The organism is Azospirillum sp. (assembly GCF_035628975.1).
GTDB lineage: Bacteria > Pseudomonadota > Alphaproteobacteria > Azospirillales > Azospirillaceae > Azospirillum.
On sequence record NZ_DASPIS010000097.1, the window covers coordinates 84,644 to 108,345 of the forward strand.

Sequence of the window (23,702 nt, forward strand, 5' to 3'; positions counted from 1 at the left end):
GTCATGTCCGCTCGCCTTCTGCCGGCCCTGGTCCTGTCCACCGCCGTTCTGGCACTCGGTGCCTGCGAACGGGTGGGCGGGCTGGCCCCCTTCACCCATGTCTCCGAGGCGCCGGATTCGGCCGGCGGGGCGGTCACCGTGCAGAAGGGGGACAGCGCCTACAGCCTGTCCCGCCGCTACAATGTGCCGCTGCGCGACCTGATCGAGGCGAACAAGCTGGCTCCGCCCTACCGTCTGGAGGTCGGGCAGCGGCTGGTCCTGCCGACGTCGCGCCAGTACATCGTGCAGAAGGGCGACAGCCTCTACAGCATCTCGCGCATGCACAACGTCGATGTCAGCGAGCTGACGCGGCTGAACAACCTGACCCCGCCCTATGCGGTGCAGGCCGGCCAGCCCCTGCGCCTGCCGGGTGCGAATGACGGCAGCGGCACCATGATGGCTTCTGGAGCTGCCTCTGGGGTCGCGTCTGGAGCTGCCCCCGGCGGCGCCGTGCCGCTCACGCCGCAAGGCTCCCCGGCCGGGCGCGGTTCGGTCCAGTCGGCCGAATTGCCGCCGCCCGGCGCCTCGTCTTCCAGCGGCATCTCCGCCACGCCGCTGCCGCCGCCGAAGCCGGGCAGTGCTGCCGAACCCGCGCCTGCCCAGACGGCGCCTGTCCAGACCGGACAGGGTCCCGCGGGCGACACCACCTATCAGCCGGGACAGGCGCCGACCATGCTGCGCCCGCCCGGGTCCAAGCCGGCACCGACCCCGATCCCGCCGCCCGCCGCCGCACCGGCCCCCGCCCCGCAGCAGGAGGTGGCAGCCGCTCCGCCGCCCAAGCCGGAGCCCAAGGCGGAAGCCGCGCCCCCGCCGCGCGGCGGGGGCCGTTTCCTGTGGCCGGTGAAGGGCAAGCTGATTTCCGGCTTCGGACCGAAGCCCGACGGGCTGCACAATGATGGGCTGAACATCGCGGCGCCGAAGGGCACCGCGGTGGTCGCCGCGGACAACGGCGTGGTCGCCTATGCCGGCAACGAGCTGCGCGGCTTCGGCAACCTGCTGCTGCTGAAGCATTCCGATGGCTGGATCACCGCCTACGCCCATCTCGACAAGATCGAGGTGGAGCGCGGCGCCACGGTGAAGCGGGGGCAGGTGATCGCCCGGGTCGGCCAGACCGGCGGCGTTTCCTCGCCCCAGCTCCATTTCGAGCTGCGCAAGGGCAGCCAGGCCGTCGACCCGAGCGATCAGATGGACCGCAAGGTCAGCGAAGGGGCTGCCCGAGGCGACCGGCCAGGTCCTGGATGAACTGCCAAGCCACCCGGCCCGACCGGCTTCCGCGCGTGACCGACCATTCCACGGCTTCCGCGCGCAGCCTGTCGGCCGGGATGTCCAGGCTGAAATGGCCGGCATAGCCCTCGATCATGGCGAAATAGGTGTCCTGGTCGCAGTTGTGGAAGCCCAGCCACAGCCCGAACCGGTCGGACAGCGACACCTTCTCCTCCACCGCCTCGGCCGGGTTGATGGCGGTCGACCGTTCGTTCTCGATCATGTCGCGCGGCATCAGGTGGCGGCGGTTGGAAGTGGCGTAGAACACCACATTGTCCGGCCGCCCCTCGATCCCGCCGTCCAACACCGCCTTCAGCGACTTGTAGTGCGCGTCGTCATGGTCGAAGGACAGATCGTCGCAGAACAGGATGAAGCGGCGCGGCTCGCCCTTCAGCCGGGCCAGCAGGCTGGGCAGGGTGGGGATGTCCTCGCGGTGGATTTCCACCAGTGCCAGTTCGCCCGGCCGCTCGCTGCAGATGGCGGCGTGGGCCGCCTTGACCAGCGAGCTCTTGCCGGTGCCGCGCGCGCCCCACAGAAGGGCGTTGTTGGCGGGCAGGCCGGCGGCGAAACGCCGCGTGTTGTCCAGCAGGATCTCCCGCTGCCGTTCGATGCCCTGCAGAAGCATGATGTCGACGCGGTTGACCACCGGAACCGGCTCCAGCCGGTCGGGATCGGGATGCCAGACGAAGGCGTCGGCCGCGGTGAAGTCCAGCGGGCGGTCCGGCGGCGGGGCCAGCCGTTCCAGCGCCTCTGCAATGCGGGTCAGCAGCGGAATCAGCGCCTGATCGGCACCGGAGGGCCCAGCACCGGAGCCAGTGATGGATTGCGACATAATTCTCCGGATATTTTTTCTGGATGTTCCATGGAAAGTGGGCGCCTGCGCAGCCATCTTTCCGACGCCTTCGCACCGTAACACAGCAGGGCAAGCGCACAAGCCGTGGGGCGCCTGCGGATTGTGGCGCATCACCATTGCATCCCGGTCATGGGCGTTTATAGTCGCGGCGTCCCGGCGGAACGCCGATCCGGTGCCGAGACCAAACCTGTAAGGAGCTTCCAGATGTTCGTTTCGACGGCTTATGCACAGACGGCGGCGCCGGCTGGCGGCGGCGGTGACATGCTCGTCCAGTTTCTGCCGCTGATCCTGATCTTCGTCGTCTTCTACTTCCTGCTGATCCGTCCGCAGCAGAAGAAGATGAAAGAGCATAAGGCCATGCTGTCGGCCATCCGCCGCGGCGACCGCGTCGTGACCGGCGGCGGCATCATCGGCATCGTCACCAAGGTCGGCTCCGACGACGAACTGACCGTCGAAATCGCCGAGAACGTGCGCGTGCGCTGCCTGCGCTCCACCGTGAATCTGGTGCTCGCCAAGACCGAGCCGGCCGGCAAGTCCGGCGGCGACGCCACCCCCGCCGCCACCCCGGAAGGCGAGGCCAAGCCGGCCGACGCCCCCGCCGCCGGCGGCATCGGCAAGCTGTTCGGCCGCAAGTAAGCCGCAGCCGGGTTCCTCTCACGCGGGCCAGCCCGAAGGCGCTTCCCGTCCGGACAGGCCGGCCGCCGCTTACCCGCGGCGGACCGGTCGCACCGGTTTGGGTGTCTGATCGGATTCGAGTGACGCATGCTCTATTTTTCGCGCTGGAAGATTTACCTGATCCTGGCGACCTGCATCGCCGGCTTCGTCATGATGCTGCCCAACTTCCTGGGCCGCGATACGCTGGCGGCGCTGCCGTCCTGGTACGCGAACAGCAAGGTGTCGCTGGGCCTCGACCTGCGCGGCGGATCGCATCTGTTGCTCGAGGTCGACATGGCCACCGTCATCCGTGACCGGGTGGAAGGGCTGGTCGACGGCGCCCGGCAGCAGCTGCGCACCGCCAATGTCGGCTATACCGCGCTGAACGCGGGCGACCGCGCCGTGACCGTTCAGCTGCGCGACCCGGCACAGGCCGAGGACGCGGTGAAGGCGCTCCGCCAGCTGGCCAGCCCGGTGGGCGCCACGGCGCTGGGTGGCGGGCAGCCGGACCTGACCGTCTCGGTCGACGGTGCCACGGTGACCGTGGCGCTGAGCGAGGTCGCGCTGCGCGACCGCGCCACCCAGGCCATCGAGCAGTCGATCGAAATCGTCCGCCGCCGCATCGACGAGACCGGCGTGAACGAGCCGACGATCGCCCGCCAGGGCAACGACCGCATCCTGGTCCAGCTGCCCGGCGTGGAGGATCCCGACCGGATCAAGCGCCTGCTCGGCACCACGGCCAAGATGACCTTCCGGCTTGTCGACGTGAACGCCGATCCCAACAGCGGCCGCGCCCCTCCGGGATCGGAGATCCTGCCGTCCACCGAAGGCGACCGCTACCAGTCGAAATACGTCATCCGCAAGAAGGTCGAGGTCGACGGCGCCACGCTGCAGAACGCGTCGGCCGGCACCAACCCGCAGACCGGCGAATGGGTGGTGAACTTCGAATTCAACACGGCGGGCGCCAACCGCTTCGCTGAAGTGACCAAGCAGAATGTCGGCCGGCCCTTCGCCATCGTGCTCGACAACAAGGTGATCAGCGCGCCCGTCATCCGCGAGCCGATCACCGGCGGACGCGGCCAGATCAGCGGCAACTTCAACGCCGCCAATGCCAACGACCTTGCCGTCCTGCTGCGCGCCGGCGCCCTGCCGGCTCCGCTGAAGGTGATCGAGGAGCGGACCGTCGGCCCCGACCTGGGTGCCGATTCGATCCGCGCCGGCCTGACCTCCGTCGCCGTCGGCTTCGCCATGGTCTGCGTCTATATGATCGCCAGCTACGGTCTGTTCGGCGCCTTCGCCTGCTTCGCGCTGTTCGTGAACATCGTGCTGACGCTGGCGGCGCTGTCGCTGCTGCAGGCCACCCTTACGCTGCCGGGCATCGCCGGCATCCTGCTGTCGCTGGGTCTTGCGGTCGACGCCAACATCCTGATCAACGAGCGCATCCGCGAGGAGACGAAGAAGGGCCGCGGCGTCTTCGCCTCGATGGAGGCCGGCTTCAGCCGTGCCTACAGCACGATCGTCGACTCCAATCTGACGACGGCCATCAAGATGGCGCTGCTGTTCATCTTCGGCACCGGCGCCATCAAGGGCTTCGCCGTCACCATCACCTTCGGCATCCTCATCTCCATGTTCACCGCCACGGTGCTGGTGCGCCTGATGATGGTGACGTGGCTGCGCCGGACGCGTCCGGCCGTGTTGCCGGTCTGAGAGGTCTTCCGATGTTCCATCTCCGCCTCGTCCCCGACAACACCAAGATCCCCTTCATGAACGGCCGCATCGCCGGCCTCGTCGTGTCGGCGATCCTGTCCATCGCGTCGGTCATCCTGTTCTTCCATCCCGGCCTGAACTACGGCATCGATTTCCGCGGCGGCATCGTCATCGAAGCGCGGACGCCGCAGGCCGCCGACTTCGCCTCGCTCCGCCACACCCTGTCCGGCCTCGGCATGGGGCAGGTGGCTCTGCAGGAGTTCGGGTCGCCCCAGGACGTGCTGATCCGCCTGGAACGCCAGCCCGGCGACGATGCCGCCCAGCAGGTCGCCGCCGACAAGGTGCGCGGCACGCTGGCCGAAGCCGTCCCCGGTACGCAGGTGCGCCGCGTCGAGGCCGTCGGCGCGTCGGTCAGCGGCGAGCTGTTCGCCAACGGCATGCTGGCGCTTGGCCTCGCCATGGTGGCGATGCTGGTCTACATCTGGTTCCGCTTCGAATGGCAGTTCGGCTTCGGCGCGGTGGTGACGCTGCTGCTGGACATCACCAAGATCATCGGGTTCTACGCAATCACCGACATGCAGTTCAATCTGACGGCGGTGGCGGCGATCCTGACGGTCATGGGCTATTCGGTGAACGACAAGGTCGTGGTCTATGACCGCATGCGCGAGAATCTGCGCATCTACAAGAAGATGCCGCTGCGCGACCTGATCGACCTGTCGATCAACGAGACGCTGAACCGCACCGTCGGCACCTCGGTCTGTACGCTGCTGTCGATCATCCCGCTGGCGTTGTTCGGCGGCGAGGCCCTGCAGGACTTCGGCATCGTGCTGATCTTCGGCGTTATCCTTGCGACCAGCTCGTCCGTGTTCATCGCGGCGCCCATCTTGCTGTTCCTCGGCGAGAACCGCCTGCGGCGCGGCACCCCGACCGATGCCGCTGCGGGCAATACCCCGGCGACCACCCCGTAAAGCCGGGCGACAACAGTAGGGAGAGGGCAGCATGGCCGACATCATGCCGATGATCCCGTCGGACCGTCAGGTCATCGACGGCTATGGTCCGGGACAGTTCTGCGTGTCCGGCCAATGGCGCGTCGGCGCGGTCGTCGTGCTGCCCGACCGCACCCAGGCCTGGGAGGCGACCGATGCCGCCTCCCTGACGCTGGAAGATTTCGCCGTGGTGCTGGCGGCCGAGCCGAAGGTGGAGATCCTGCTGCTCGGCACCGGTCCGACGATGAAGATGATCCCGAAGGCGCTTCGCCAGAGCCTGCGGGAGCAGGGCGTGGTGGTGGAGCCGATGGACAGCCGGGCGGTGTGCCGGACCTACAACGTCCTGCTGGCCGAAGGCCGGCGGGTGGCGGCGGCGATGCTGCCGGTGTAACGGACGTTGAACCGACAAGGTCCGGTGATTACAGTAAGGAAGTTCCTTACCGCGGGTGTGCCATGATCACCAGCAAAATGACCAGCAAGGCTCAAACGACGATTCCGCAGGCTGTGCGGACCGCGCTGGGCCTTCATGAAGGCGACGAGATCGCCTACCGCATCGAGGACGGCCACGTTATCCTGACGCGCGCTGTTCCGCCTTCAGCCGACGACCCATTCCGATGCTTCACGGAATGGGACAGCGAAGCGGACCGGCGGGCCTATGCCAGTCTTTGAAACCTGGAACGTCGTCAAGGTTCCGTTCCCTTACGCCGATCGCCCGGTCCGGCAGCGTCGGCCGGCATTGGTCGTTGCCGCTGAGAAACTCGAAGTAGATCATAGTCTGATTTGGGTATTGATGATAACCAGCGCCGAAAACAGGGGCTGGCCTTCGGATGTGCCTGTCAGTGATATCGGAACGGCGGGATTGCCCGTCCCGTCAGTCGTCCGCACGGCCAAAGTCGCCGTGATCGATGCACGTGATGCGGAACTGCTCGGTTCACTTGCCATCGGTGATCGTCGGGAGATCAGCAGGCAAGTTGGGGGGCATCTTGCCGAAATGCTGAAAGCCGGTAAGGACACCTGACGGCCGATACGACAAAGGCGCCCCACACGGGGCGCCTTTGCTTTTGGCGAACACCTCGCGGCGCTTGCCCCCACCCCAACCCTCCCCCGCTCTCGGCCGACCGAAGGTCGGGCCGATCGCAGGGGAGGGGGATGGAGCGCGCCCGGTGGGACGTTACGCAGCCATCTGCTCGGCGGCGAAGTCCCAGTTGGCGAGGTTGTCGATGACGGCCTTCACGAAGTCGGCGCGGCGGTTCTGGAAGTCGACGTAGTAGGCATGCTCCCACACGTCGATGGTGAACAGCGGCTTGTGGCCGTGCGCCAGCGGGGTGTCGGCGTTGCCGGTCTTGCCGATCTTCAGCTTGTCGCCGTCCAGGTACAGCCAGGCCCAGCCGGAACCGAACTGCGTCAAGGCGGCCTGGGTGAGCTCTTCCTTGAACTTTTCGACGCTGCCGAAATCGGCAACGATGCGCTGCTCGAGGGCCGCCGGCATCTTGCCGCCGTCCTTCTTCAGGCACTGCCAGAAGAAGGTGTGGTTCCACACCTGGGCGGCGTTGTTGAAGATGCCGACCTTGGAAGCGTCGCCGACCGAAGCCTTGATGACCTCCTCCAGGCTGGCGTCGGCCAGCGGGGTGTCCTTGGTCAGGTTGTTCAGGTTGGTGACATAGGTCTGGTGGTGCTTGTCGTGGTGCAGGTGCAGCGTCTCCGACGAGATGTACGGAGCCAGAGCATCGTACGCATACGGAAGCGGCGGAAGTTCGAACGCCATTTTAATTCACCCTCTCTTCTTTGATTGTCCTTCCGGGCCGGGCCTTGCGAGCACGGCACCTCCGTCCGACCAAATAGGCCCATGACGGAAGCTTGTGAAGGCCGGAAACAGTCCTGAACGCCGTATAGGGTTATTTCCATTCGCCAAAGCGGCCTCCGCCGCCCGGTTGCCCGAGCGTACGGCAGCCTCCAACGTGGCTGGAAGTCCCGTTTCCGTCCAGTCTCCGGCCAGCGTCAGGTTGCGCCAGCGGGTTCGCGGTCCCGGCCGGCATGCGACCGCTTCGGGCGACTGATCCGGCGTCGCCCGCCGCTCCTTCACCACCCGAAAGGGCCGAATCGGGGGTCCGAGTCGCTGGTCCAGACCAAGCTGCGGGGCGATCTCCGCCCACAGCGTGGCTGCGGCCACATCGGCCGGAAGCTCGGCCAGCGCGTCTGCGTCGCTGACGGTGACGGACAGCAGGTCGCCGCGGGCGAACAGCCACTCCGCCGTTCCGCCGACCAGCCCAAGGAAAGGCAGGCCGCCGGGCAGCCGCACCGGGCCGTCCAGCCGGACGTGCAGGTTGACGATGGCCGCACCCGGCGGCGGCACCGTCAGGCCGGGGACCAGCCGTTCCGCCGCCCAGGCCGGGGCGGCGACGATCACCTCGTCCGCCGGGCCCAGCGCCACGGCGCTGCCGCCCGCAGAAAAGCCGGTCACGCGATCACCGTCGAAGCTCAGCCCCTCCACCCGCGTGCCGAGATGCACGGCCGCTCCGGCCGCATGCAGGCGGGCAAGCGCCGGATCGACGAAGGCGGCGGACAGGCCGCGCGGCGCCAGCACCGGGCGGCAGGCCGCCTCGCCGCGCAACAGCGTCTCGCGCAACACCGCGCCGAACAGGCGGGCGGAGACGCGCTCCACCGGCCCATTGAGGGCGGAGACCGCCAGGGGGCGCCACAGCGGCTCGAACAGCCGGCCATCGGGCCGCAGCCGGTCGGCGACGGAATGATCCCTGCGGGCGGTCAGGGTGCGCAGGGCGGCGAGATAGTCGAGGGGCCGGCTGCCAGGAACCCGCCGCGCCGGATCGAACAGCCACAGCCCGCCGGGCCGCAAGGTCCACGCGGCGCCGTCGCGCAGGTCCAGGAAGGGGAAGGCCGCCGGACGGACCTCCTCCAGGGCATCGGCACCGCCGGTGCGTCGGGCATAGTCGAGGAGATCCCGATTGCCGCTGAGCACCATATGGCTGCCATTGTCGATGGAGCGGCCGAGCGTGGCATCGTGGAAGCTGCGGCAGCGACCCCCGGCCTGCGGAGCCTGCTCGTAGACCGCAACCCGCCTGCCGGCCTCCACCAGGCGGACGGCGGCGGCCAGACCGGCCAGACCGGCGCCGATCACATGGACGGTTCCGCTCTCGTGGACGGCCCCTATCTCGGCGGTCGATGTCGGCGTCATTCAGGTGGCCGGCGGAAGGCCGAGCATGCAGCGCACCGCCACCCAGGCGCTTTCCCGCCGCCCGACCCGCACACGGGCGTTCAGATCGCGCCAGCCGGCTGCCCGCAGGCGCCGCAGCAGCCGGTGATACAGAACCATCATCGCCGTGGCCGCCCACAGCGAGCCCCGCGCCTGTCCGCCGAGCGCCGCCCTGGCCTCGGCGAAGCAGGCCTCGGCGAGTTCCGCCACTGCCTCGCAGACCTGCGGCAGGGCGGGGTGTGCCAACACGTCCTCCGGCCGGTCGCCGGTGATGCCGGCGGCCAGCAGAAGCTCGCGCGGCAGGTAGAGCCGGTCGAGATCGGCATCCTCGGCCAGATCGCGCAGGATGTTGGTCAGCTGCAGGGCTTCGCCCAGCGCCAGGGCGAATCGCTCGGTGGAGGAATCGGCACGGTCGAAGACACGGATGGCCAGCATGCCGACCGCACCGGCGACTCGGCGGCAATAGAGGCGTAGTGTGTCGAGGTCGGGCGCGCGCATGCCGCCGGATTCCTCACCCGCGACATCCATCGCCATGCCGTCGATCAGCGCCTCGAACTCCGCCCGCGGCAGGCCGTAGCGCTCGATGGCGCCCTTCAGCGCGGCGGTGAGCGGGCCGCTGGGGGCGCCGCCGACATAAAGGTCGCGGATGTCCCGGCGCCAGACGTCGAGCGCCGCGCGCTTGGCGGCGGGCTCCCCCGGTTCGTCGGCGATATCGTCGATGCGGCGGCAGAAGGCATAGATGGCGAACATCGCCGCCCGCTTGGATGCAGGCAGCAGTCGCATCGGCCAATAAAAGGTGCTGCCCGATTTGGCTGTGACGGCGGACGCCGTATCGGGTGTCTTTTTGTCCGGCAACGTCGTGGATACCGGTTCCAGCGGGGCCGTCTCCAGCGGCGGAGGGGTCATCTGTCGCATCCTGGGCATTGCACGTGGTGACGTGCTTGGCGGTGCACGTCGTAACGTGTGGCCCGGGAGTTTATGCGGCGGAGAAGCTCCGCGCCAGTCCCCGCGCCACCGCCGCCAGCTTGTGGTGCGCGCCGAGCGTGACCTTCGCCTTCATCGGATCGCGCGCCTTCAGCCGCCGCGACAGCGATTCGGCGAGGCTGAGGATCACCGCAGCCTCCATCCGCAGGCCGCGGTGCTGGATCAGGCCGGGCAGGGCCGCGGCCCGCTCCAGCAGCCGGTCGGTATGCTCCAGCGCCTGATCGAAGATGGCGCGCATGCGGACGTCGCTCTCGCACTCGACCAGACGCTCGACGCTGATGCCGGCGTCGTCGAACCAGACCAGCGGAATGTAGCAGCGGCCGAGCTGGGTCCAGTCCTCCCGCGCGTCCTGCAGATGGTTCAGCACCTGCAACGCGGAGCAGAGTGCGTCGGAGGCCGGCCCCGCGGCCACCCCTTCGCCATGCAGCTCCAGCAGGTAGCGGCCGACCGGGTTGGCGGAAAAGCGGCAATACAGCAGCAGGTCGCTCCAGCTGTGGCAGCGGGCGCCGACCGCGTCGCGGCGGAAGGCGCGCAGCACCTGCCGGGCATGGCGGTCGCTGACGCCGGTCTTCTGCAGGCTCTCGCGCAGTTCGGTCGCCGGCTTCAGGTAGGCGTGCTTGGCCTGCCCGGAGGTCAGCGCCCGTTCAAGCGCCTCCAGATAGGCCAGCTTGGTCTCCGGCTCGAGATCGGGATCGTCGGCGATGTCGTCGGCCAGCCGCACGAAGCGGTAGAAGGCGATCACATGCGGGCGCAGATGTTTCGGAATCAGGCGGGAGGCGACCGGGAAATTCTCCCCGGTCTCGTCCTTGCGGGCGACCGGGCCGGTCTTGCGGGGCTTCGTCGGGGCGATGTTGAAATCCGTCATGGGATCCCTGCCTGCTGCGCGTCGGGGCTGGCGATGCGACCTTGTGTGCTTCATATAGGCGTGGCAACAGGCTTTGGCCCGTCCTTCCGTCGATCCTCCCCTCTTTTTCCAATCAGGCATCCCATGGTGAAGGCTGCGACCGACCTGTCCTATTGCGGACGGGAGGTTCGGAAATATGACAACGACCACTTTCTGGCAGGTCTGTTCGTTCCCGCCGACAGGCGCGAGGCGATGTTCGCACTCTATGCCTTCAACCTGGAGATCGCAAAGACCCGCGAGGTCGTCAGCGAACCGATCCTGGGCCAGATGAGGCTTCAATTCTGGCGCGACGGCATCGAGGCCGTCTATGAGGATGGACCCGTACCCCGGCATGGCGTCATGGACCCGCTGGCCGAGGCCGCCCGCGCGCTGGGGCTGAGCCGTGCCCTGTTCGACCGGCTGATCGACGCGCGGGAGGCGGACCTGGACGACACGCCGCCGGCCGACCTGACCTGCCTCGTCAACTATGCCGAGGTGACGGGGGCACCGCTGGTCCAACTGGCGCTTGAGATCCTGGGTGTGCGGGACGAGGCGGCGATGACGGCCGGACGCCATGTCGGCATCGCCTATGCCCTTGCCGGCATCCTGCGCGCGGCCCCCTTCCTGGCCCGCCAGCATCGCCAGCGCCTGCCGGAAGACCTGATGCAGCGCCATGGCGCCAGGAGCGAGGATCTGTTCGCCGGCCGCTCCACCCTGGAACTGCGGGCGGTGGTGGGCGAGATGGCCGACGTTGCGCGCAGGCATCTGGCCGAAGCGCGCAGCCTGCGCCGTCAGGTGCCGAAGGCGGCGGTGCCGGCGCTGCTGCCGGCCACGCTGGCCAACCTGCATCTGAGCGTGATCGCGCGGGAGGGAAACGACGTGTTCGCCCCGCGCGTGCTGCTGCCCAACCCGTTCCGGCAGATGAAGCTGGGCTGGGCGGCGATGCGCGGGCGCTACTGACGCCCGCGCGCCTTTACCCCCGTCAGTCCTTGAGCCAGCCGTCGAGGTCGGCCAGTGCCCGGCGGGTGTAGGCCAGCTTGCGGTCGCGGCCGCGGATCTTGTCGTCCACCGGCGGGAACAGGCCGAAATTCACGTTCATCGGCTGGTAGGTCTCCGCCTCCGCCCCGCCGGTGATGTGGCCGAGGATGGCGCCGAGCGCCGTGGTGACCGGCGGATTCGTGATCTCCTGGCCCAGACGTTCCGCCGCCGCGAAGCGGCCGGCGAGCAGGCCGACGGCCGCGCTCTCCACATAGCCCTCGCAGCCCGTGACCTGTCCGGCGAAGCGCAGGCGGGGCAGCGACTTCAGCCTCAGGGCGCCGTCGAGCAGGCGCGGGCTGTTGAGGAAGGTGTTGCGGTGCATGCCGCCCAGCCGGGCGAACTCGGCATTCTCCAGGCCGGGAATCATGCGGAAGATGCGCGTCTGTTCGGCATGGCGCAGCTTGGTCTGGAAGCCGACGAGGTTGTAGAGCGTGCCCAGCGCATTGTCCTGGCGCAGTTGGACCACCGCGTAGGGGCGGCGTTCCGGCTTGTGCGGGTTGGTCAGGCCGACCGGCTTCATCGGGCCGTAGCGCAGGGTGTCGACGCCGCGCTCCGCCATCACCTCGATCGGCAGGCAGCCTTCGAAGTAGGGGGTGTTCTTCTCCCACTCCTTGAAGTCGAGCTTCTCGCCCTCGATCAGCGCGGCGATGAAGGCGCGGTAGTCGTCCTTCTCGAAGGCGCAGTTGATGTAGTCCTTGCCGGTTCCGCCGGGGCCGGGCTTGTCGTAGCGCGACTGGAACCACGCCTTCGACAGGTCGATGCTCTCCAGATAGACGATGGGAGCGATGGCGTCGAAGAAAGCCAGCGATTCCTCGCCTGTGTGGTCGCGCACGGCCTCGGCCAAGGCAGGCGAGGTGAGGGGGCCGGTGGCGACGATGACGCTGTCCCACTCCTCCGGCGGCAGGCCGGCGACCTCCTCGCGCTGCAGGGTGATCAGCGGATGCGAGCCGATGGCCTCCGTCACGGCATCGGCGAAGCCGTCACGGTCCATGGCCAGCGCGCCGCCGGCCGGCACCTTGTGCGCGTCGGCACAGCGCAGGATCAGCGAGCCGCAGCGCCGCATCTCCTCATGCAGCAGACCCACCGCGTTGTATTCGGCATCGTCCGACCGGAAGGAGTTGGAGCAGACCAACTCCGCCAGCTTGTCGGTATCGTGGGCCTCGGTCTTGCGGACCGGGCGCATCTCGTGCAGCACGACGGGCACGCCGCGCGAGGCAAGCTGCCACGCGGCTTCCGAACCGGCGAGACCGCCGCCGATGACGTGGACGGGGCGAAGGGTGTCGGTCATTGGGCTTTCCAGAATACTGTGCGAAGGCAGAGGGGCGAAGAGCAGGCGGATCAGGGGCGGGTTATGGCGCTCTGCATCGCCGAGATCCAGGCCTCAATCAATGCGGCGTGCGAGGGAAGGCGTGAAAACAGCTCGTTCGCCTTTTCCTCATCGTAGGTATGAACCGTCAGGTTCCGGTCATTCATCATCTCGATCGCCGCCACCGCCTGATCCTCGGTTAAAAGGCCGGCAATCTGGCTTTCGCGTACCATGGCCTTCGGACTTGCCGAAGTGAGGCGTTCAGCACCCATCTGGTCGGCGATAACCGACCTCGCGGCTTTCCAGACGGTCTCCGTTGCCAAGGTAAACCGTAGAATCGCTGAGTCACGGACCACGTCATCAACAGGACGATCAAGAACTTCCTGAAGCCGGGCCAGGGCTTGCCGCGCGTTGTCGAGTTTTCGGCCTACCTTGTCCATTCGATTCCCTCCCGTTCGACCTCTTGCCGGAGTTCACTCCGGGCGGAACGGAGATCGATCACATCGACGAAGTAGGGAACAGTGCTTTCTTCAAGTGCCTCGGTGATCTCGCCGATCAATCCAGGGGGCAGCGGCTCCATTGGATCAATCGCGACGTCGATGTCGCTCCAGTGTCCTCCGTCGCCGCGTGCGCAGGAGCCGAACAGATAGACGCGCGCGGGGTGTTCCGCCAAATGCTCGAACACGATGCGTTTGACGGTGTCGAGCGCGCGCAGGCGTACCGGGTTCATCATCCGTCGAGTTTAACACATCTCCGGTCGGAAGACGGGCATAGGAAAAGACCGGCCTCCACAGGGAAGGCCGGCCGCAAGTCGATCAGGAGTCAATCAGATCATCCGGCCAGAACATCTGGCCAGAACCGTTACATCGAGCGGAGGCTCACTCGCTCTTGGTCGTCGTGCTGCGTTCGATGGTGGTGGCGCCCGACGGGGCCGGGGTCACGGTGGTCGAACCGTAGCTCGGCGTGGTGGTCGTGGTCGTCGTCGTGCTGGTGGTGGAGCCGTCGGAGCCGCAGGCGGCCAGCAGCAGCGCGGCCCCCAGGGCGGTGCCCACACCGGTCAGAATCGTCTTCATGCGCCTCTTCTCCCATGCAGTGCGAACTCTGCATGGGAGAACACGGCGCAGCTTGCGTTTGTTCACGCCCTCTTTCGGGTTGCCGATTTCCGCACTGCCGGCTTCGCCTTCAGGTAGGGGGCGAGGTAACGGCCGGTGTAGCTGCGCTCCACCTTCGCGACATCCTCCGGGGTGCCCTCGGCGACGATCTCGCCGCCGCCGGTGCCGCCCTCCGGCCCCAGGTCGATGATCCAGTCGGCGGTCTTGATGACCTCCAGATTGTGTTCGATCACCAGCACCGTGTTGCCCTGGTCGACCAGCGCGTGCAGCACCTCCATCAGCTTTTCGACATCGGCGAAATGCAGGCCGGTGGTCGGCTCGTCCAGGATGTACAGCGTGCGTCCGGTGGCGCGGCGGCTCAGTTCCTTGGACAGCTTGACGCGCTGCGCCTCGCCGCCCGAGAGCGTGGTCGCCGCCTGCCCGATGTGGATGTAGCCAAGGCCGACCCGTTCCAGCGTGTCCATCTTGTCGCGGATGCCGGGCACTGCCTTGAAGAACTCCTTGCCCTCCTCGACCGTCATGTCCAGCACGTCGGCGATGGTCTTGTCGCGGTAGGTGACCTCGAGCGTCTCGCGGTTGTAACGCTTGCCGTGGCAGACGTCGCAGGTGACGTAGACGTCCGGCAGGAAGTGCATCTCGATCTTGATGACGCCGTCGCCCTGGCAGGCCTCGCAGCGCCCGCCCTTGACGTTGAACGAGAATCGGCCGGGGCCGTAGCCGCGCGCCTTCGATTCCGGCAGGCCTGCGAACCAGTCTCGGATCGGGGTGAAGGCGCCGGTGTAGGTCGCGGGGTTGGAGCGCGGGGTGCGGCCGATCGGCGACTGGTCGATGTCGATGACCTTGTCCAGATGCTCCAGACCCAGCACCGCGTCATGGTCGGCCGGATGCTCGCGCGCACCCATCAGCTTGCGCGCCACCGCCTTGTACAGCGTCTCGATGATCAGCGTCGACTTGCCGCCGCCCGACACGCCGGTCACGCATGTGAAGGTGCCGAGCGGGATTTTGGTCGAGACGTTCTGCAGGTTGTTGGCGCGGGCGCCATGAACCTCCAGGAACTGGCCGGGATGGCCGGGCCGGCGGGTGTCGGGGACCGGGACGAAGCGGGTGCCGTTCAGGTATTGGGCGGTGATGCTGTCGGGGTTCTTCTGAACCTCCTCCGGCCGACCCTGTGCGATGACGGTGCCGCCGTGCTGGCCGGCGCCGGGACCCATGTCGACCAGATAGTCGGCGCTGCGGATCGCGTCCTCGTCATGCTCGACGACGATGACGGTGTTGCCGATGTCGCGCAGGCGCTTCAGCGTTTCCAGCAGCCGGTCGTTGTCGCGCTGGTGCAGGCCGATCGAGGGCTCGTCCAGCACATACAGCACGCCGGTCAGGCCGGAGCCGATCTGCGAGGCCAGCCGGATCCGCTGGCTCTCGCCGCCGGACAGCGTGCCGGACCCGCGGCTGAGCGTCAGGTATTCCAGCCCGACGGCATTGAGGAAGCCGAGCCGCTCGTTGATTTCCTTCAGGATGCGGTAGGCGATCTCGCGGTCCTTCGGGCGCAGATGCTCGTTCAACTCGCTGAACCACGCACCGGCGCCGGCGATGGACAGTTCCGCCGCCTCGGAGATGTTGCGGCCGCGGATCTTGACCGCCAGCGCCTCCGGCTTCAGACGAGCGCCCTTGCACACCTCGCAGGGCTGGGAGGACTGGTATTTGGACAGCTCGTCGCGGGTCCAGGCGCTGTCCGTCTCGCGGAAACGCCGTTCCAGATTGTTGACGATGCCCTCGAACGCCTTGTTGGTCTGATAGCGCCGCAGGCCGTCGTCATAGGTCATGGTGATCGCCGACCCGTCCGAGCCGAACAGGATGGTCTGGCGCACCTTCTCCGGCAGGTCCTGCCAGGGGGTGGTCATCGACGCGCCGAAATGCTCAGCTATGCTTTCCAGCGTCTGGTCGTAGTATTTCGAGGTCGAGCCGGCCCACGGCGCGATGGCGCCCTTCGCCAGCGACAGCCGCTCATCCGGCACCACCAGCATCGGGTCGAAATAGATCTTGCTGCCCAAACCGTCGCAGGCCGGGCAGGCACCGAACGGATTGTTGAAGGAGAACAGCCGCGGCTCGATCTCCGGAATGGTGAAGCCGCTGACCGGACAGGCGAATTTCTGCGAGAAGACGGTCAGCTCGTTGGTCTCGGCATTCTCGACCCAGACGATGCCGTCGGCCAGCCCCAGCGCGGTTTCCAGCGAATCGGCCAGTCGGTTGCCCAGTCCCTCGCGCACCACGATGCGGTCGACCACCACCTCGATGTCGTGCTTCAGCTTCTTGTTGAGCGCCGGCACCTCGTCGATCTCGTACATGGTGCCGTCGACCCGCACGCGCTGGAAGCCGCGCTTGCGCAGGTCCTGGATTTCCTTCTTGTACTCGCCCTTGCGGCCGCGGACGAAGGGCGCCAGCAGCAGCAGGCGCGTGCCCTCCGGCATGCCCAAGATGCGGTCGACCATCTGGCTGACCGTCTGGCTTTCGATGGGCAGGCCGGTGGCGGGCGAATAGGGGATGCCGACCCGCGCCCACAACAGGCGCATGTAGTCGTAGATCTCCGTCACCGTGCCGACGGTGGAGCGCGGATTCTTCGAGGTCGTCTTCTGTTCGATGGAGATGGCCGGCGACAGCCCCTCGATCGAATCGACATCCGGCTTCTGCATCAGCTCCAGGAACTGGCGCGCGTAGGCCGACAGGCTTTCCACGTAGCGCCGCTGCCCCTCGGCATAGATCGTGTCGAAGGCGAGCGACGACTTGCCCGATCCCGACAGGCCGGTGATGACGATCAGCTCGTCGCGCGGCAGATCCACATCGACGTTCTTCAGGTTATGTTCCCGCGCGCCGCGGACGCTGATGTATTTGTTCATGGAGTGTTCTTTTACCCGAAGCCCATCCGGATGGAAAGTGGCAAGCAGCCGCGCCGCATGACGAAAATCGGACCGCCCCGCTGAGTCTCTTACGGGACCGCCGGACGCCGGCCGGCTGACGATATATGCGCTCAGGCTCGCATTGCCACCGGCGCCCGGCGCGGGTCGGTCATGACCAGAAGGGCGGCACCGCGCGGAAACGCTTCCACAGATCGGGCAGGGCCTTGCGCCGCTTGTCCGACTGGCGCTCGATCCAGGCGGCGACCGTGGCGGCGGTCTTCGGGTCCGCCCCCTTCAGTTCGCCCAGCATGCGTGCGCCGGTGACGGCGTCCTGTTCGGCATCCAGCGCCGCCTGCAGCGGCTCCAGCGCCGCGAAGAAGGGCAGGGCGGCGGCCTCCGGATAAAGGCCGCGGAAGAAATCGGCGGTGTAGCGCAGGCTGCGCAGCCGGCGGCGCAGCTTGTCGCGGCCCTTGGCATCCTCCGGCGGCTTGGCCGCCTTGCCGAGCTTCGCCATGCGGGCGGACAGCCAGCCGCCGGCCAGCGTGGCGACCGGCGCCGACAACATGGCACGGCGGTCGCCCTCGGCCTCCGACATCCAGCGGCCATGCTCCAGCCATGCCCCCAGTCCCAGGACCATGGTGGTGCAGCCGGGCGCCAGGATCGCCGCCATCGCCTCCCGCGCGGGACCGGCCCCGGCAGAGCGGGCAAGGACGGCCAGCCGATCCAGCGCCGCGCGGTCGATGCCCGTCCGCGCGGTGGGGGCGGCGAGCAGCGGGTCGATGACGCCGGACATCAGCACGTCCCAGCCCCGGGCCGGGCCCAGCCGTTTCGCCAGCGCCCGGCTTTCCTCCACCAGACGGTCGGCTTCGGGGGAGGCGATCAGCGGCGCGAAGAGGCGGTGGGCGATGCGCAGCCGGCGCAACGCGATGCGCATCCGGTGCAGTCCCTCCACATCGCTGCCGCCGAGCGCACAGGCCTCGTTGGCGAGGAACTGGCGCAGCGCCTGGCGCAGGATGTGGCGATAGGCCTCGGCAACCGTGGTCAGGGGGGAGAGGCCCAGCGGTTCGGCCTCCACCGGGCCGGGCGCCTTGCCGGTGACCAGCCGAAGCCCGGCCTCCGCCTTGCTCTCGTTGCCGATGCGCATGGGGATGGCGGCCTGCAGGGTCAGCGCCAGATCGAACAGGCTGGCGACCTTTCCCGACTTCAACTCCAGTTCCACCTCGCTGATGGGCAGGGAGTTGCCGCCGGCATAGACCCGCCCATCATCGACCGCCATCTCCACCGCCGTCAGCGGATCGGGGCGGAGCAGCAGGGTGGTGCGGCGGAAATCGGTGATGAACAGGCAGTCCAGATCGTCGAGAGCTGCCGCCGGCACCAGACCGGCGACGCCGGGGTCGGTCAGCACGCGGCGGTCCACCGCCTCACCCGCAACGGTCCAGTCCCACTCCCGCCGCACCGCGACCGCGGCGGAATCGCCGGGGCTGGCGCTGTTGACCGTCTTCAGCGTCTGGACGAAGCGGTCGCCCTCCTGCCGCACGCGCAACGCCACGCCATTGGCCGCCAGCTTCAGGTCCGGCGTGTCGAAATAGGCGGTGCGCAGGCGCTGTGTCGCCGCAGGCCCATCGGCCAGCGCCAGCAGGGCCGGCAGCGAGGCGACCCGCGCCAGATCCGCCGAGGCCGCATGGAGTTTCAGCTCCACCTCGCGGAAGGCGGGGGCGGAGGGCTGCGCATCGTGGACGGCGGACGGGCCGGCGGGCGGAATGGCGGGTGGCAAGGGTCGGCGTCCTCCCGAATCCGGCCGCAATGGCCTGACGGCCAGAGTGGCCTGGAATTGAACAGGTGGATCCGTGGATACTCCAACCGTCGCCGCAGGTTAAGAGAGTTTACGCGGCTGCACAAAATCCGCCAGCCGGCCGGCGCCAAGCTCCAGGTCCGCCCAATGCAGGGTCTCGAAGACCAGGACGGCGCAGGCGCCGGTCGGAAACTTGTCGGCCAGATCATGGCGCAGGTGATGGTCGCCGCTGCCGGTCAGCGCGTTCGCCAACTCGTGCAGATCCGGATTGTGGGCCACCAGCATTACGCCGGTCGCCTTGTCCGGTACGTCGCGCAGCCGCTCCAGCAACGTGCGGGCGCCGCACAGATACAGGCCGCGCTCATGCTCCACCGGCGGGTAGGGCGCGCCCATCGCCGTCATCACCCGCTTGCGCGTCTCCACCGCCCGCACCGCGGTCGAGCATAGGACGAGGCCGATGTGGGCATGATGCTTGGCGAGGTAGCCGCCGACCAGCGACGCCGCCTTTTCCCCGCGGGCGTTCAGGGGCCGGTCGTGGTCGTCCAGCGACGGATCGTCCCAGGAGGATTTGGCGTGGCGCAGCAGGAACAGCGTCTTCATGGCGGGATTCGGTCGGATTGGACTGGCCGTAAGGCGGGGGAGGGGTGGGAGATGGCTTGGAACATCGCCAAATGGGAGTCCTGAAACCGTAACGCATATGGGATACTCTGTCTGCCCACCATATAACGGTTGCCCAAGGCGCCGCACCGCGGCCAAGGGCAGACGGGGTCCCAAGATTTCAGAGGTTGACGTGACGCATCTCCAGGAACTCGAGTCGGTCGGCATCGAGCCCAACGCTCCGGAACGCTTCATCAATCGGGAGCTGTCGTGGCTGGCCTTCAACCAGCGCGTCCTGGACGAGGCCGCCAATCCGAACCACCCGCTTCTGGAGCGGCTGCGCTTCCTGTCGATTTCCGCCAGCAACCTCGACGAATTCTACATGGTCCGCGTCGCCGGCCTGAAAGGGCAGGTGGCCGCCGGGGTCAAGGCGCCGAGCCCGGAGAATCTCACGCCTGCCCAGCAGCTGACGGCGGTCAAGCAGCGCATCGCCGCGCTGATGGACAGCCAGCAGACGATGTGGCGCACCCTGAAGGGCGAGCTGCGCGAGGCCGGGATCTCCGTCGTCGATCCCAGCGACCTCAGCGAAGGCGAACTGGATTGGCTGGAAGCCAAGTTCCTCGACGACATCTTCCCGATTCTGACGCCCATCGCGGTCGATCCGGCCCACCCCTTCCCGTTCCTGCCGAATCTGGGCTTTTCGCTGGCACTGCAGCTGCACGATCCGGTCAAGGGCCGGCACATCGACGCGCTGGTGCCGCTGCCCACGCAGCTGGAACGGTTCATGCGCCTGCCGGGATCGGACATCCGCTTCATCCAGCTGGAAAAGGTGGTGATGCAGTTCATCGACCGCCTGTTCCCTCCGTTCCAGGTCAAGGCGCACGGCGTCTTCCGCGTGCTGCGCGACAGCGAGATCGAGATCGAGGAAGAGGCGGAGGATCTGGTCCGCACCTTCGAAAGCGCGCTGAAGCGCCGCCGCCGCGGCAGCGTCATCCGGCTTGCGACCGACAGCGGCATGGCCGCCGACCTGCGCGAGTTCCTGCGCCATGAACTGAACGTGGCGTCGGACGACGTGTTCATCCTGGACGGGCTGATCGGCCTGACCGACACCAAGCTGCTGATCGTGGACGAGCGGCCGGATCTGGTCTTCCGCCCCTTCAACGCCCGCTTCCCCGAGCGGATTCGCGATTTCGGCGGCGATTGCTTCGCGGCGATCCGCCACAAGGACATCGTCGTTCACCACCCCTACGAATCCTTCGACGTGGTGGTGCAGTTCATCCGGCAGGCGGCGCGCGATCCCCAGGTGGTGGCGATCAAGCAGACGCTGTACCGCACCAGCAAGGACAGCCCGATCGTCGCCGCGCTGATCGAGGCGGCGGAGGCCGGCAAGTCGGTGACCGCGCTGGTGGAGCTGAAGGCCCGCTTCGACGAGGAGGCCAACATCCGCTGGGCGCGCGACCTGGAACGCGCCGGCGCCCAGGTGGTCTACGGCTTCGTCGATCTGAAGACGCACGCGAAGGTGTCGCTGGTCGTGCGGCGCGAGAAGAAGGCGCTGCGCAGCTACGTCCATTTCGGGACCGGCAACTATCACCCGATCACCGCGAAAGTCTACACCGACCTGTCCTTCTTCACCTGCGACCCGGCGCTGTGCCACGACGCCGCCGTCATGTTCAACTTCATGACCGGCTACGCCACGCCCAAGGTTCTGGAGAAGATCGCCATCGCGCCGATCACCCTGCGCCAGCGCCTGTCCGACCTGATCGAGGGGGAGATCGCCCATGCCGCCGCCGGCCGTCCGGCCTCGATCTGGGTGAAGCTGAACTCCCTGGTCGATCCGGTCATCATCGACAAGCTGTACAAGGCTTCGCAGGCCGGGGTGCAGATCGACATGATCATCCGCGGCATCTGTTGCCTGCGGCCGGGGGTGAAGGGGCTGTCGGAGAACATCCGGGTGCGCAGCATCGTCGGCCGCTTCCTGGAGCATGGCCGCGTCATCTGCTTCGGCAACGGCCATCCCATGCCCAGCAACCAGGCCAAGATCTTCATCTCCTCGGCCGACTGGATGACCCGCAACCTGGACCGCCGCATCGAAACCCTGGTACCCATCGAAAACCCGACGGTGCACGAACAGGTGCTCGACCAGATCATGGTCGCCAACATGAAGGACGACGCAAGCACCTGGAAGCTCGGCCCCGATGGCGTGTACCATCGGATCAAAGCTGGCCCTGACGCGTTCAGCGCCCATAATTACTTCATGACCAACCCCAGCCTGTCGGGCCGGGGCAGCGCGCTCAGCAGCAAGCGCACGCCGCCGCGGCTCATGCTGCACGCGGTGTCTTAAGGACGGGTGACGGGAGTCTGAGTATGAGCAAGGACAATCGCGCGGCCGCCGTTGCGGGCGACGTTTCCGCCATCTGGAATGCGTCGGCCGGTGGTGCGGCGGAGCGCGTCGGCGTGATCGACATCGGGTCCAACTCGATCCGACTCGTCGTCTATGACGGGCTGACCCGTTCGCCGCTCGCCCTGTTCAACGAGAAGGTGCTGTGCGGGTTGGGCCGAGGCGTGGAGAAGTCCGGCCTGCTGAACCCCGACGGCGTGGCACAGGGGCTTGTCGCGCTGGAACGCTTCGCCACGCTGGCCCAGGGCATGCGCGTCGGCCGGCTGGACGTGATCGCCACCGCCGCAATGCGCGACGCCCGCGACGGCGCCGCCTTCGTCGACGCCATTCGCCGCCGCGCCGGCCTGACAGTCCGCGTCATCAGCGGGGAGGAGGAAGCGCGGCTGTCCGCCATGGGCGTCCTGTCCGGCACCCCCGGCGCCGACGGTCTTGTCGGCGACCTCGGCGGCGGAAGCCTTGAGCTGGTGACGCTCGACCGCGGCGTGATCGGCAAGCAGGTGACGCTGCCGCTCGGGCCCTTGCGGCTGATGGAGGTCGGCTCTTCCAAGGGCGGGCCGGCCAAGCTGATCGACCAGCATCTGGAATCGCTGCCCTGGCTGCCGGCGATGAAGGGCCGGCCCTTCTACCCGGTCGGCGGAAGCTGGCGCGCCATCGCCAAGCTGCATATGGAGCAGTCCGGCCACCCGCTGCACATCATCCACCACTACACGATTCCCTCCGCCGACGCGCGGGAGTTCACGGCCCTGATCGGCCGGCAGAGCCGTTCGTCGCTGGAAAAGATGGCGGGATCGCGCCGCCGGCTCGACACGCTGCCCTTCGCCGGGCTGGTGCTGGAGCGGCTGCTGCGCATCGCCCAGCCGTCGAAGCTGGTGTTTTCCGCCTACGGCCTGCGGGAAGGCCACCTCTATTCGCTGCTGTCGCCGGAAGGCCAGCGCGAGGACCCGCTGATGGCCTCGGCCGCCGACTGGGCGCGGCGCTTCGTGCGGATGGGCGACCCGGCGCTGCTGATGTCCTGGACCGCCGGCCTGTTCGCCGGCGAGGACGACAACGCCATCCGCCTGCGCCATGCCGCCTGCCTGCTGAGCGATGTCGGCTGGGCCGACCATCCCGACTACCGGGCCGAGCATGCCTTCCTGCGCGTGCTGCGCTATCCGTTCCCCGCACTCGACCATGACGAACGGGCCTTCCTGGCGCTTGCCGCCCATGCCCGCTATTCGGGAACCATCGATGTGCCGTTGACGGCGCCGGTGCGGACCCTGGTGACGGAAGGGCAGGGGATGAAGGCGCTGGTGCTGGGCCTGGCACTCCGCCTTGCCCACACGCTGTCGGGCGGCGCCACGGCGCTGCTGGAGAGGACCAGCCTGAAGGTGGGCGACGGGCGCATCGTGCTCACCCTTCCCGACGACGGCAGCGTGCCGTCCGGCGAAGCGGTGCAACGCCGCATCGACGCGCTCGCCAAGGCGATGAACGTGAAAGGCGATGTGGTTCAGCCGCTACGGCCCCAAGCGGCGGAGTAGGGCGGCGGAGTGGGGCAATCGGGCCACCCGCCGGTCGATGGCGGGCGGCCCGACCGCATCAGGTTCTGGTGATGGAAACCCCGCCGTCGACCAGCATCGCGGTACCGGTCGTGAAGCTGGAAGCATCGGACGCCAGATAGAGCGCCGACTGGGCGATCTCGCGTGGTGTGGCGAGGCGCTTCAGCGCATGAAGCCCCTGGACGAAGGCCAAGGCTTCCGGCGTGTTCGACACCGCCCGTCCCATCGGCGTGTCGGTGCCGCCCGGCAGCAATGCGTTGGCACGGATGCCCTGAGGTCCATATTCGGCGGCGATCACCCGCATCAACCCGACCCAGGGGAATCGCATTTGAGAAAAGAGGGTAGCGCGGCGGGCTGAAAAGGATTCAGTAGGGAGGCTCTGGCGTTCAGGGAAGGAGCCCCCCGATGTCGTGGTACGCGAAGGTGTTTGCCGCTTTACCAGACCCTCGTACG

General features: G+C 67.7%; 23 protein-coding genes. 10 read left to right on the forward strand and 13 right to left on the reverse strand.

Annotated elements, in window-relative coordinates; genetic code table 11:
* The first annotated feature begins 3 nt into the window (after positions 1-3).
* Positions 4-1,281: a LysM peptidoglycan-binding domain-containing M23 family metallopeptidase gene (locus tag VD964_RS21030; protein ID WP_324870446.1), complete on the forward strand. Its 1,278-nt coding sequence runs from the start codon at positions 4-6 to the stop codon at positions 1,279-1,281.
* Here the strand turns inward: VD964_RS21030 and VD964_RS21035 are convergent.
* Entirely contained in the window at positions 1,238-2,134 is an 897-nt protein-coding gene (locus VD964_RS21035; protein WP_324870447.1) for an ATP-binding protein, read from the reverse strand. The two genes, VD964_RS21030 and VD964_RS21035, sit on opposite strands and share 44 nt — an antisense overlap.
* 225 nt (positions 2,135-2,359) lie before the next feature.
* Between VD964_RS21035 and yajC the strand changes: the two genes are divergently transcribed.
* The 6 genes from yajC (at position 2,360) to VD964_RS21065 (ending at position 6,520) form a co-directional block, all read left to right on the forward strand.
* Positions 2,360-2,791: a preprotein translocase subunit YajC gene (gene yajC, locus VD964_RS21040; RefSeq protein ID WP_324870448.1), complete on the forward strand. Its 432-nt coding sequence runs from the start codon at positions 2,360-2,362 to the stop codon at positions 2,789-2,791.
* Positions 2,792-2,917: 126 nt separating this feature from the next.
* A complete protein-coding gene (secD, locus tag VD964_RS21045) occupies positions 2,918-4,516 on the forward strand; it encodes a protein translocase subunit SecD (protein WP_324870449.1) in 1,599 nt (532 codons plus the stop codon).
* 11 nt (positions 4,517-4,527) lie between these two features.
* Positions 4,528-5,484 carry a protein translocase subunit SecF gene (gene secF, locus VD964_RS21050; protein ID WP_310113746.1) on the forward strand — a complete coding sequence of 319 codons (957 nt, stop codon included), beginning with the start codon at positions 4,528-4,530 and terminating at the stop codon, positions 5,482-5,484.
* A gap of 31 nt (positions 5,485-5,515) precedes the next feature.
* Positions 5,516-5,893 (forward strand): Mth938-like domain-containing protein, encoded by a 378-nt coding sequence (locus VD964_RS21055; protein WP_324870450.1) that lies wholly within the window; start codon positions 5,516-5,518, stop codon positions 5,891-5,893.
* 62 nt (positions 5,894-5,955) lie between these two features.
* On the forward strand, positions 5,956-6,171 hold the full coding sequence (locus tag VD964_RS21060) for an AbrB/MazE/SpoVT family DNA-binding domain-containing protein (RefSeq protein WP_324870451.1): 216 nt from the start codon (positions 5,956-5,958) through the stop codon (positions 6,169-6,171).
* The gene (locus tag VD964_RS21065; RefSeq protein ID WP_324870452.1) at positions 6,158-6,520 is read left to right on the forward strand and encodes a type II toxin-antitoxin system PemK/MazF family toxin; all 363 of its coding nucleotides are present in this window, start codon (positions 6,158-6,160) and stop codon (positions 6,518-6,520) included. Before VD964_RS21060 ends, VD964_RS21065 begins: the two co-directional genes overlap by 14 nt.
* Before the next feature lie 153 nt (positions 6,521-6,673).
* Here VD964_RS21065 and VD964_RS21070 read toward each other — a convergent pair whose 3' ends face one another.
* The 4 genes from VD964_RS21070 to VD964_RS21085 form a co-directional block, all read right to left on the reverse strand.
* A complete protein-coding gene (locus tag VD964_RS21070) occupies positions 6,674-7,267 on the reverse strand; it encodes a superoxide dismutase (protein ID WP_014247715.1) in 594 nt (197 codons plus the stop codon).
* A gap of 6 nt (positions 7,268-7,273) precedes the next feature.
* Positions 7,274-8,695: a hydroxysqualene dehydroxylase HpnE gene (gene hpnE / locus VD964_RS21075; RefSeq protein ID WP_324870453.1), complete on the reverse strand. Its 1,422-nt coding sequence runs from the start codon at positions 8,693-8,695 to the stop codon at positions 7,274-7,276.
* Positions 8,696-9,619 carry a presqualene diphosphate synthase HpnD gene (gene hpnD, locus VD964_RS21080; RefSeq protein WP_324870454.1) on the reverse strand — a complete coding sequence of 308 codons (924 nt, stop codon included), beginning with the start codon at positions 9,617-9,619 and terminating at the stop codon, positions 8,696-8,698. It abuts the gene before it with no gap.
* Positions 9,620-9,689: 70 nt separating this feature from the next.
* Positions 9,690-10,562 carry a squalene/phytoene synthase family protein gene (locus VD964_RS21085; protein ID WP_149223584.1) on the reverse strand — a complete coding sequence of 291 codons (873 nt, stop codon included), beginning with the start codon at positions 10,560-10,562 and terminating at the stop codon, positions 9,690-9,692.
* Positions 10,563-10,685: 123 nt separating this feature from the next.
* Between VD964_RS21085 and VD964_RS21090 the strand changes: the two genes are divergently transcribed.
* The gene (locus tag VD964_RS21090) at positions 10,686-11,540 is read left to right on the forward strand and encodes a phytoene/squalene synthase family protein (protein ID WP_324870455.1); all 855 of its coding nucleotides are present in this window, start codon (positions 10,686-10,688) and stop codon (positions 11,538-11,540) included.
* Between the two features lie 22 nt (positions 11,541-11,562).
* Here the strand turns inward: VD964_RS21090 and trmFO are convergent, their stop codons facing one another.
* From trmFO to VD964_RS21125, 7 genes are all read right to left on the reverse strand, one after another.
* The gene (gene trmFO / locus VD964_RS21095; protein ID WP_324870456.1) at positions 11,563-12,906 is read right to left on the reverse strand and encodes a methylenetetrahydrofolate--tRNA-(uracil(54)-C(5))-methyltransferase (FADH(2)-oxidizing) TrmFO; all 1,344 of its coding nucleotides are present in this window, start codon (positions 12,904-12,906) and stop codon (positions 11,563-11,565) included.
* Positions 12,907-12,956: 50 nt separating this feature from the next.
* On the reverse strand, positions 12,957-13,364 hold the full coding sequence (locus VD964_RS21100) for a nucleotidyltransferase substrate binding protein (protein WP_324870457.1): 408 nt from the start codon (positions 13,362-13,364) through the stop codon (positions 12,957-12,959).
* Positions 13,352-13,657: a nucleotidyltransferase domain-containing protein gene (locus VD964_RS21105; RefSeq protein WP_324870458.1), complete on the reverse strand. Its 306-nt coding sequence runs from the start codon at positions 13,655-13,657 to the stop codon at positions 13,352-13,354. Before VD964_RS21105 ends, VD964_RS21100 begins: the two co-directional genes overlap by 13 nt.
* A gap of 145 nt (positions 13,658-13,802) precedes the next feature.
* Positions 13,803-13,997 (reverse strand): hypothetical protein, encoded by a 195-nt coding sequence (locus VD964_RS21110; protein ID WP_063634422.1) that lies wholly within the window; start codon positions 13,995-13,997, stop codon positions 13,803-13,805.
* A 62-nt stretch (positions 13,998-14,059) separates the two neighbouring features.
* A complete protein-coding gene (gene uvrA, locus VD964_RS21115; RefSeq protein ID WP_324870459.1) occupies positions 14,060-16,927 on the reverse strand; it encodes an excinuclease ABC subunit UvrA in 2,868 nt (955 codons plus the stop codon).
* A gap of 169 nt (positions 16,928-17,096) precedes the next feature.
* A complete protein-coding gene (locus VD964_RS21120; protein ID WP_324870460.1) occupies positions 17,097-18,701 on the reverse strand; it encodes a CHAD domain-containing protein in 1,605 nt (534 codons plus the stop codon).
* Positions 18,702-18,800: 99 nt separating this feature from the next.
* The gene (locus VD964_RS21125; RefSeq protein WP_324870461.1) at positions 18,801-19,319 is read right to left on the reverse strand and encodes a histidine phosphatase family protein; all 519 of its coding nucleotides are present in this window, start codon (positions 19,317-19,319) and stop codon (positions 18,801-18,803) included.
* 190 nt (positions 19,320-19,509) lie between these two features.
* On the opposite strand from VD964_RS21125, the gene VD964_RS21130 reads away from it, so the two are divergent.
* On the forward strand, positions 19,510-21,657 hold the full coding sequence (locus VD964_RS21130; RefSeq protein ID WP_149223590.1) for an RNA degradosome polyphosphate kinase: 2,148 nt from the start codon (positions 19,510-19,512) through the stop codon (positions 21,655-21,657).
* A 23-nt stretch (positions 21,658-21,680) separates the two neighbouring features.
* Positions 21,681-23,231: a Ppx/GppA family phosphatase gene (locus VD964_RS21135; RefSeq protein ID WP_324870462.1), complete on the forward strand. Its 1,551-nt coding sequence runs from the start codon at positions 21,681-21,683 to the stop codon at positions 23,229-23,231.
* A gap of 58 nt (positions 23,232-23,289) precedes the next feature.
* Here the strand turns inward: VD964_RS21135 and VD964_RS21140 are convergent, their stop codons facing one another.
* Entirely contained in the window at positions 23,290-23,553 is a 264-nt protein-coding gene (locus VD964_RS21140) for an SDR family oxidoreductase (RefSeq protein ID WP_324870463.1), read from the reverse strand.
* Positions 23,554-23,702: the final 149 nt, after the last annotated feature.